Annotated in this window: 5 protein-coding genes; 1 reads left to right on the top strand and 4 read right to left on the bottom strand. The window is 70.1% G+C overall.

Translation table 11 applies throughout. From position 1 onward, the window contains the following. The 3 genes from FNQ90_RS13780 to FNQ90_RS13770 form a co-directional block, all read right to left on the bottom strand. Positions 1 to 207, bottom strand: a 207-nt coding sequence (locus FNQ90_RS13780; protein WP_228471135.1) for a sensory rhodopsin transducer, incomplete at its 3' end; no start/stop codon positions are given. After that, positions 204 to 1,493, bottom strand: coding sequence for a D-arabinono-1,4-lactone oxidase (locus FNQ90_RS13775; RefSeq protein WP_182606651.1), 1,290 nt, complete (start codon positions 1,491 to 1,493; stop codon positions 204 to 206). The genes FNQ90_RS13775 and FNQ90_RS13780, both read right to left, overlap by 4 nt. A gap of 75 nt (positions 1,494 to 1,568) precedes the next feature. Further along, positions 1,569 to 2,990: a GntP family permease gene (locus FNQ90_RS13770; RefSeq protein WP_323379947.1), complete on the bottom strand. Its 1,422-nt coding sequence runs from the start codon at positions 2,988 to 2,990 to the stop codon at positions 1,569 to 1,571. A 323-nt stretch (positions 2,991 to 3,313) separates the two neighbouring features. On the opposite strand from FNQ90_RS13770, the gene FNQ90_RS13765 reads away from it, so the two are divergent. Continuing rightward, the gene (locus tag FNQ90_RS13765) at positions 3,314 to 3,931 is read left to right on the top strand and encodes a mycothiol-dependent nitroreductase Rv2466c family protein (protein WP_182606649.1); all 618 of its coding nucleotides are present in this window, start codon (positions 3,314 to 3,316) and stop codon (positions 3,929 to 3,931) included. Between the two features lie 55 nt (positions 3,932 to 3,986). Here the strand turns inward: FNQ90_RS13765 and FNQ90_RS13760 are convergent, their stop codons facing one another. Then, positions 3,987 to 4,169 (bottom strand): hypothetical protein, encoded by a 183-nt coding sequence (locus FNQ90_RS13760; RefSeq protein ID WP_182606648.1) that lies wholly within the window; start codon positions 4,167 to 4,169, stop codon positions 3,987 to 3,989. Positions 4,170 to 4,443 lie beyond the last annotated feature (274 nt).

Genomic DNA, 4,443 nt, shown 5'->3' with positions numbered 1-4,443 from the left:
CAGCGGATAGGGGCCCACCCGCTCGCGGTCCTCGTGCAGGACGGTCAGCTCCACAGCCGCCGGTTCCGGGCCGGCGTTGAGCAGGCACAGTTCGTCCCGGCTCGTGAACTCCGGCTCCGGCCCGGTGCTCTCCACCGGGATGTGGCCCCCCGGGAACACCCAGGTCCGGCTCCCCGGTGCCTCGAAGGTGCCCTCCGCGCTGCTCATGCCCTCGCCTCCTCGCGGCGCCTCTTCCTCGTCTCCCCGACGCGGTGCCACTCCTCCGAGCCCTCCTCGATCAGCAGGTCCCGCAGGTGGTCGTTGAGGAAGACGCCCTTTGGGTCCAACCGTCGCCGCACCTCGTTGAAGGTGTCCCAGCCGGGATACAACGGGCGCAGGTCGGCGGCCCTCAGCGAGTGTTTCTTGCCCCAGTGGGGCCGGCCCCCGAAGTCCCGCAGGATCGGCTCCAGGTCCCCGAAGTACTCGTCGTGGGGGAGGGTGTTGTTCTGCAACAGCGCGATCGTCATGGTCGGCCGCCCCTCGCAGGTGCTGATCAGGCCGTCGTCCGGGGCGATGGTGCGCAGCAGCACCCGCCACGCCACCGTCCGGCGGTGCCGTTCCCGGATCCGCTCGCGGATCACCCGGAAGCACTCCAGCCCCGCCTCCAGCGGCAGCATGTACTCCATCTCGTCGAACTTCAGCTCCCGGCTGTTGGGGATGATCTCGTGGTTGGAGTCCGTCTCGTCACGGCGCAGGTGCCGCCCCGGCGGGATCAGCGCGGGGTCCTCGGGCTCTTCCCCCGGCATGTTCAGCGTCCGCACCTGCGCGAGGTCGCTGCGCGGGTACCAGTAGAGGTCGAAGTGCCGGTGGGCGGCGGCCAGCCGGTGGAAGTGCTCCAGCGCCCAGTCGATGTGCGTGCACCAGTTCACCCGGTGCAGGTCGTGGTCGGGCAGCAGACGCAGCGTCAACGAGGTCATCACCCCCAGTGCCCCCAGCGAGACCCGGGCCGCCCGCAGCAGATCGGGGTCGTGGTCCGGGCCCGCCTCCTCACCGAAGGGCACCACGGCGCCGGTGCCGGTGACCAGACGGCCACCCACCAGATTCGCCCCCAGGTTGGGCAGGGTGGTGCCGGTGCCGTGGGTGCCGGTGGCGATGGCTCCGGCGATGGCCTGGTAGTCCACGTCGCCGAGGTTCTCCATCCCCATGTCCGCCATGGCCAGCAACCGGCCGGCCTCCGCCAGGCCGGTGCCCGGCAACAGCGTGCCGCGCAGTGCCTCGCGGTCGTAGGCCACCAACCCGCTCATCCGGTCGAGCGACATCAGCACCTCGTCGGTGGCGGACAGCGGCGTGGAGGAGTGACCGGAACCCACGGGACGGACGGTCTCCCCGCGCTCGGCCGCCAGACGGACCCGTTCCACCACCTCCTCCTCGTCGGCGGGATGGAGGAACTCACCCGGTGTGAAGCGCAGGCTCCCCGACCAGTTGACGAATTCCCCGGAGGGGCTCTCGGGCATGCGAACGGTCTCCCTTCGCGACGACGGCTGTCGACCGGCTCCGGCGCGCCGAACGCGCCTGGTGGGTCACCTCCCCTACAACATCGGACTTATGGCAAGAACAGTGAGGAAAGCCACGCATCCCATGATCGTCTGCATGGCGGTCCAGGTCACCAACGTCTGTTTCTCGGTGAGCCCCAGGAAGCGGTTGACCAGCCAGAACCCCGAGTCGTTGACGTGCGAGAGCACCGTGGCGCCCGCCCCGATGGCGACCACCACCGCGCCGAGCATGGCGGCCGAGAGGTCCTGTGCCTCCACGGCCTGCGCGACGATCGCGGCGGCCGTCACCGTGGCCACGGTCCCGGAACCCAGGCAGACACGGAGCACCGCCGCCGCCACGAAGGCCAGCAGGATGATCGGCAGGGCCGTGGCCTCCAGGACCTCCTCCAGCGCCTCGCCCACCCCGCTGCGCTCCAGAACCTCGCCGAGAACCCCACCGGCGCCGGTGACCAGCAGGATCATGCCCACCGGCTCCAGTGCCTTGGTCGCCACCGACTGCAATTCGGTCCGTCCCAGACCGTAACGCGTCCCCAGCACGTAGAAGGCGAGCAGCACGGCGATGATCAGGGCCACCATCGGGTCGCCCACCAGGGCCATCACCCGGGCGAACAGGGTGTCCTCGTCGAGCACGGCCTCGGTCACGGTGTTGCCGAGGATGAGCAGGAGGGGGACGGCGAGGATCGTCAGCACCAGACCGAAGCCGGGGCGGTTCTCCCCGGTGTCGCTCCCGGAGGTTTCGTCGTCGTTGGAGTCGCCGTTCCCCCCGTCCTTCGTTCCGCCGCCGTGCTTCCCGTTCCCGCCGTCCCCGACCTCCTCCTCCATCTCGGCCGGAACGCCGACCACCACGCGCTGCCCGATGAAGCGGCCGTAGAGAACACCGCCCAGGATGACGGCGGGAATCGAGGCGAGCAGGCCGAAGAGGATGACCCAGCCCAGGTCGGCCTCCAGGATCCCGGCCGCCGCCACCGGTCCGGGGGTGGGCGGGATCAGGCTGTGTGCCGCGCTCAGGCCGGCCAGCAGGGGCAGGGCGAACACCACCAGCGACTTCCCCAGCCGTTTGGCGAGTGTGTAGACCAGAGGGATCAACAACACCAGGGCCACGTCGAAGAAGACCGGGATCCCCACGATCAGGCCGGTGGCTCCCAGCGACCAGGGAACCCGGCGTTCACCGAAGGCCGACACCAGGGTGTCGGCGATCCGTTCGGCGGCGCCGGTCACCCGCAGCACCTGTCCGAACATCGCCCCCAGACCCACGATCACCGCGACCGTCCCCAGGACACCCCCCATGCCCTCCTCGATGGTCTCCGCCACCTCCTCCAGCGGAATGCCGAGGGCGACGGCGGTGAGCACGCTGGTCAGCAGAAGGGCCACGAAAGCGTGCAGCTTCAGCCCCATGATCAGCATGAAGAGCACGGCGATGGCGCCCGCCACGATGGCGAGCATGGCCAGGGTCGTCACATCGGCCTCCGAACGGACGGTGGGATTCGGGTCGCCTTTCCGGGAAATCGGCCGGTTATCTCCCGATCCGCCCACCATTCCCATCACAGGTGCGGGAAACGTGCGGGAAATCCGTGCCCACACGTGAAGCTCCGGTGACCATCGCTCCCGGGCGGCCCGCCGACCCGGTGGACGGGAACAGGGGGAGCTCTCTCCCGGTTCATCGCTGTGGGGCCACCGGCCCCTCGTGCGACCGCCCCCCCGGGGGGGGGCGGTCCCCCAACCGCTCCCGGACGGTCCCCGACCGCCGGGACACGCGAAAGGACGCGACCTTGAACACCGTGATGTCCGAACCCGGTGACCCCGTCCGTGTCGGCTTCTGGTTCGACCCCGCCTGCCCCTTCGCCTGGATCACCTCGCGCTGGATCGTGGAGGTCGCCCGGCTGCGCCCCATGGACCTGCGCTTCCACGTGATGAGCCTGTACGTGCTCAACGAGAACCGGGACATCCCGGAGGACTACCGCGCCCTGATCGACACCTCGCTCGGGCCGGTCCGAGTCCTCACGGCGGCCGCCGAGCAGCACGGCGAGGAGGTGCTCGCCGACCTCTACACGGCCATGGGAACCCGCATCCACCCGGGCGGGAACAAGGACTTCGCGGTGGTGGTCCGGGAATCGCTCGCCGAGGTGGGGCTGCCCGCAGACCTGGCGGAGGCGGCGAACGAGGACACCTTCGACGAGGCGCTGCGACGCAGCCACCACACGGGCATGGACGCGGTGGGGGAGGACGTGGGAACCCCCACGATCCACATCGACGGAGTGGCCTTCTTCGGTCCGGTGCTCAATTCGATACCGCGGGGTGAGGAGGCGGCACGGCTCTTCGACGCCGTCCGCACCATGGCGTCGTATCCGGACTTCTTCGAACTCAAGCGCACCAGGACGGGGAAGCTCGTCTTCGACTGAGGCGTTCGGGAGCGGGGCGCGGGGGGGCCGGCCGGTGACGGACGGGCCCCCGCGCTCACCCCGAGCGGGGGGCGAGGAGGACGCCGAGCAGGGCGAAGACCGAACCGGCGATCATCAAGACCGCCGGGACGGGCTCCCGCACCCCGATGGCGGTGATCGCGGCCGCGACCATGCAGGCGATGCCCGTCTGCGTCATGCCCCTGCCGAATCTGCCGATCGCCGTGTTCGCGTGGTGCACGATTCTCCTCCGGATTCTCGGAATCACCGTTGTCGGCCGTGCGCTTCCCCTCCCCCCACCCCGTCGCTCGAACGGCGCGCCCGATGGGGAGGGAAGGACACCCTGCCCGATCCGCGCCGGATTCGCCTCCGCACGGCCTCTTCCGGGCGTCTTTCCGGCATACGGGAGGACATGCCCGAAAGAGGACCGTGCCCCTCAGGATCCGGGCTCCTCCCCGCCCGACACGAGGGACGCCAGATCGTCCAACACCTCCGAGATCATCACCGGATCCAGC

It is taken from the genome of Streptomyces alkaliphilus, assembly GCF_014141535.1.
GTDB classification, from domain to species: domain Bacteria; phylum Actinomycetota; class Actinomycetes; order Streptomycetales; family Streptomycetaceae; genus Streptomyces; species Streptomyces alkaliphilus.
This window is presented reverse-complemented; position numbering and strand designations above follow the sequence as displayed.